Origin of the sequence: Campylobacter concisus (assembly GCF_902460875.1) — a bacterium.
Classification (GTDB): Bacteria; Campylobacterota; Campylobacteria; order Campylobacterales; family Campylobacteraceae; genus Campylobacter_A; species Campylobacter_A concisus_AA.
This window is the reverse complement of sequence record NZ_CABPVR010000007.1, coordinates 243,147-247,459: the sequence shown is the minus strand read 5'-3', so window position 1 is coordinate 247,459 and position 4,313 is coordinate 243,147. Positions and strand designations below refer to the sequence as shown.

General features: G+C 31.4%; 5 protein-coding genes. All 5 read left to right on the top strand.

Annotated elements, in window-relative coordinates; genetic code table 11:
* Nucleotides 1-266, top strand: a 266-nt coding sequence (locus tag F3H01_RS09785) for a type VI secretion system contractile sheath small subunit (RefSeq protein ID WP_149725131.1), incomplete at its 5' end; no start/stop codon positions are given.
* A 2-nt stretch (nt 267-268) separates the two neighbouring features.
* Nucleotides 269-1,717, top strand: coding sequence for a type VI secretion system contractile sheath large subunit (tssC, locus tag F3H01_RS09780; RefSeq protein WP_054195919.1), 1,449 nt, complete (start codon nt 269-271; stop codon nt 1,715-1,717).
* A gap of 7 nt (nt 1,718-1,724) precedes the next feature.
* Entirely contained in the window at nt 1,725-2,114 is a 390-nt protein-coding gene (locus F3H01_RS09775) for a GPW/gp25 family protein (protein ID WP_054195920.1), read from the top strand.
* Entirely contained in the window at nt 2,114-3,832 is a 1,719-nt protein-coding gene (tssF, locus tag F3H01_RS09770) for a type VI secretion system baseplate subunit TssF (RefSeq protein ID WP_149725050.1), read from the top strand. Before F3H01_RS09775 ends, tssF begins: the two co-directional genes overlap by 1 nt.
* Nucleotides 3,829-4,313: type VI secretion system baseplate subunit TssG (locus F3H01_RS09765; protein WP_149725130.1), on the top strand; the 485-nt coding region annotated here is incomplete at its 3' end. The genes tssF and F3H01_RS09765, both read left to right, overlap by 4 nt.

The following is a 4,313-nucleotide window of genomic DNA, read 5'->3' as shown; positions in this document are numbered from 1 at the left end:
CTGTAAAAAATAAGCTAAATTCTAATAATGAAGATTTAAATATTGACCTTGATTTTGAGAGCATCCATGATTTTAATCCAGACAATATTATAAATCAAATCCCTGAACTAAAAAAACTCTTGCAGCTTAGAAAAGCTTTAGTTGCACTAAAAGGTCCTATGGGCAATATGCCTGATTTTAGAAAAGCGGTTTTAGAAGCTATAAAAGATGAAGATAGTAGAAAACAACTTCTTTTAGAGATTAAAGACGAACAAGATAAGGAATAAAAATGTCTGAAACTAAAGTTAAAACTCCTATCATTGAAAGCATAATGCAAAGGAGTAAATATTCAAAAGATGACGAGAGTTATAGTGTTGTAAAGCAAGGAGTTGCTGAGTTTATTTCAAACATAATAACAACAAATAATGCCGAAGATAAAATAAATAAGCTCGCACTTGATGAGATGATAGCTCACATCGATACCCTTTTATCTGCTCAAATGGATGAAATTTTACACAATAAATCTTTTCAAGAGCTAGAATCAACTTGGCGTGGAATTAGATTTTTGGTTGAGAGAACAAATTTTAATGAAAATGTAAAAATTGATCTTTTAGACGCCACAAAAGAAGAAATTTTAGATGATTTTGAAAATAATCTAGATATAACTCAAAGTACACTTTATAAACAAATTTATTCAGCCGAATATGGACAATTTGGTGGTGAACCAGTTGGTGCGATAGTGGCTGACTATGAGCTAGATAAATCAAATCAAGATATGACTTTTTTAAATAAAATGTCATCAATTGCTGCAATGAGCCATTCGCCACTTCTTACATCTCTTTCTGCTAAATTTTTCGGACTTGACAATTTTGGTGAGCTTGAAAATATAAAAGATCTAAAAAGCATGCTAGAAGGCCCACAATATACAAGATGGAGAACTTTTAGAGAAAATGAAGATGCAAAATACACAGGATGTATGGTAAATAGATTTCTTACAAGATCTCCTTATGTGCCAGAAGATAACCCTATAAAGAGCTTTAATTATAGAGAAACTGTAAATAATCATGATGATATGCTTTGGGGCAATGGAGCTTATGCGTTTGCTACAAGGCTTACAGATAGTTTTGCTGATTATAGATGGTGCGGCAATATTATTGGGCCAAAAGGTGGCGGTGCCGTAAAAGATCTTCCAACTTATACTTATGAAAATTATGGAAGCGTCCAAACAAAAATTCCAACCGAAGTTTTGATCACAGATAGAAGAGAATTTGAACTTTCAGAAAATGGATTTATCGCTCTTACTTTAAGAAGAGATAGTAATAACGCTGCATTTTTCTCAGCAAACTCTGCGTTAAAACCTAAAATTTTCCCAAATACTCCAGAAGGTAAAGCTGCTGAGACAAATTTCAGGCTCGGAACTCAACTGCCTTATGTGTTCTTGATCTCTCGTTTGGCTCATTATCTAAAAGTGCTTCAAAGAGAAGAGATAGGTACATGGAAAGAGCGTAGCGATGTTGAGCGCGGCTTAAATGAATGGCTAAGACAATACATCTCAGATCAGGAAAATCCACCAGCAGATGTTAGAAGTAGAAGACCATTTAGAAGCGCAAAAGTAATCGTCAGTGATATAGCTGGCGAGCCTGGATGGTACAAAATAGAGCTTTTGGCTAGACCTCACTTTAAATTTATGGGAGCAAATTTCGAGCTTTCTTTGGTCGGAAAACTAGACAAAGAGTAAGCTTACTATGTCGCTGATAGATAAAATTTTATATGAATTTAGTGACGAATCAAAACTACGTCCATATTTTAAAGATCTAGACAGCGACATAAAAGATCACATTGATACTATCTTAAACTCTAGACTTGGTAACTACGGCCGATTAAATGATAGTATTATTGATCTTTGGTCGATGGGTGTTGAGATAAACGAGCTTGGTCATAAACTTGGTATGGCAATATATGAATTAATCAGCTCAAATGAGAATAGAATAGAAGTAACATCTATCGGATACGATGACTCACTAAAGCCTTGGCGTATCATCTTTAATATAAACTACAAGCATAAAAATGATAATTTTAAAGAGTATTTGCTAAAAGTTATTTTTAAAAACAATAGATATTGTGAGATTTTATAATGGATTATAATGAAAATAATCTAGCTTATTTTCAAAAAGAGATGGCATATCTTGATGAAACAAGAGCCCTTTTTATTAAAAATTTTCCAAAAGTAGCACCCTTTTTAGATACTAAAAGCAAAGATCCTGATGTTGAGAGTATAATAGAAAATATGGCTATTTTAACATCGAGGATCAGGCAAGAACTAGATGAAAATATCCCACTAATCGCTGAGTCTTTAGTAAATATATTAATGCCAAGCTATACAAATCCTTTTCCATCAGTTTGTATGCAAGAATTTACATTAAGAGATGACTTCTCTGGGGTAAAAGAATTTATACCAAAAGGAAGTATAGTCGAGTCAAAGCAGATCAATGGCGTAACGTGCAAATTTCAAACAATCTTTGACATAAATTTGCTTCCCTTAAAGATAACAAAAGCTTTTATGTCAAACAATAAGAGTGATTATCTTCTAAATTTAAATATAAGCGCTACAAAGGACGAGCTTAGTACTAAAGAACTTGATATAGACTTTTTAAATTTATATCTTGGAGATAATGTTTACTTCTCTTCTACACTCTTAATGTGGCTAAAAAATTACTTGAAATTTATTACAATAAGTTTTGAAGATAGCGATCAAGAGATAAAGTTAAGCCCTGATAAACTTAGTTTAGATGAGTTTGATGAGCGTTTGATAAAGAGTGATGAGTTTGGATTTGAAGCATTTGAGCTTTTAAAAGAGCTATCATTTTTTCCTTCAAAGTTAAATTTTGTGCGATTAAACGGCCTTAGCTTTCTTAAAAATTTTTCTACAAAAAGCTTTAATATTAAATTCATATTTTCAAAAGATATGCCAAGTGGATATGTGCCAAGGCTAGAGTATTTTTCTCTTTTTGCTACGCCTGCAATAAATTTATTTGTAATGAGTGCCGAGCCTATTTTAAATAACAATAGACGAAGCGAATATAGAATTTTTCTAGATCGCTCAAATATCGATGCTTATGAAATCGTTTCAATAAATAAGGTGGTTGCCCATAGTAGTAATAATGAAAAAAGGATATTAAAAAACTATAAAAGTTTTGAGAGATTTGAATTTTTAAATGATGAGCGAGCAAAAGATTATTATTTTGTCAGTAATAAAATAGATATAAAACTAAACTCATATAAAGAAATTTCTTTTTTTAAAAGTGACTCTAAAGATCAAACCATTAGTATAGATGCACTTTGTTGCAATGGCGACTTGCCTTGCAAACTAAGACTTGGCGAGATAGATAGAGTGCTATCTCATCAAGGTGTAACAACTAAAAATTTAACCATTCCAACTAGCGTAAAGCGAGTAAAAATAGATGGAAATCTTCTTTGGAAACTAGTTAGCATATTATCTTTTAGCTATCAAAGTATACTAGAGAAGGGCTCTTTTTTAGCACTTCTTAATACCTTTAGCACACCAGATGATGAGTTTTTTAAAAAATTTGCAAACTCGCTTTATGATATAAAAACAAAGCAAATTTATAGAGTTGATCAAGGCTTTGCAAAAAGAGGGTTGCTATGCATATTCTATATAGATGAAAGCGAATTTGAGAGTATTGGAAATGTATATACTTTAGGTATAAATTTGGCTAAATTTTTATCAAAATTTGCCTCAATCAATTCATTTTGTGAACTTAAAATAAAGTGTATAAAGAGTAAAATTTTGCTTAATTATGACTTCTTGGGCGGTACAAAAAAATTAATATGAGCAAAGAACTAAATCAAGCTTCTTTTTTTAAATTAGTAAAGAACTGCCTAAAGCACCAAGATAGAAGGGATATTTTTTTAAAAAATAGCCCAAGTTTTGCTTATCCGATTAATGAGCTTGAGAGCTTAAATAAAGAGGACATAGTAAAAATCGTCGTAAATTTTATGGGTCTTTTGGGAAGTGGCTCGCATCTTACGAGCTATATTTTAGAAAAGATCTCAAAGAGTAGCGATAATAATTTCGAGAAATTTTTTGACTTTTTTGACAATTATTTGCTTTGGCTTTTCTTTGATAGCATTAGTTTAAAAAATTATGCAAGATCCTTTGAAAAAGAGCTTGATGATAAAATTTCAAAGATTTTATTGGATATATTAAATATAAACAATAAAAAATTAGCAAAAAAATTCTTACCATTTTCTCCGCTTATTATTAGCCAAAGAAGGCCTAAAAGAGAGATTGAGTTTGCCTTGCAGCGTCATTT

What these genes read in the sequence shown, in the direction of transcription:
- tssF (WP_149725050.1), top strand. Translation starts at nt 2,114, where the DNA reads ATGGATTATAATGAAAATAATCTAGCTTATTTTCAAAAAGAGATGGCA.
- tssC (WP_054195919.1), top strand. Translation starts at nt 269, where the DNA reads ATGTCTGAAACTAAAGTTAAAACTCCTATCATTGAAAGCATAATGCAA.
- F3H01_RS09775 (WP_054195920.1), top strand. Translation starts at nt 1,725, where the DNA reads ATGTCGCTGATAGATAAAATTTTATATGAATTTAGTGACGAATCAAAA.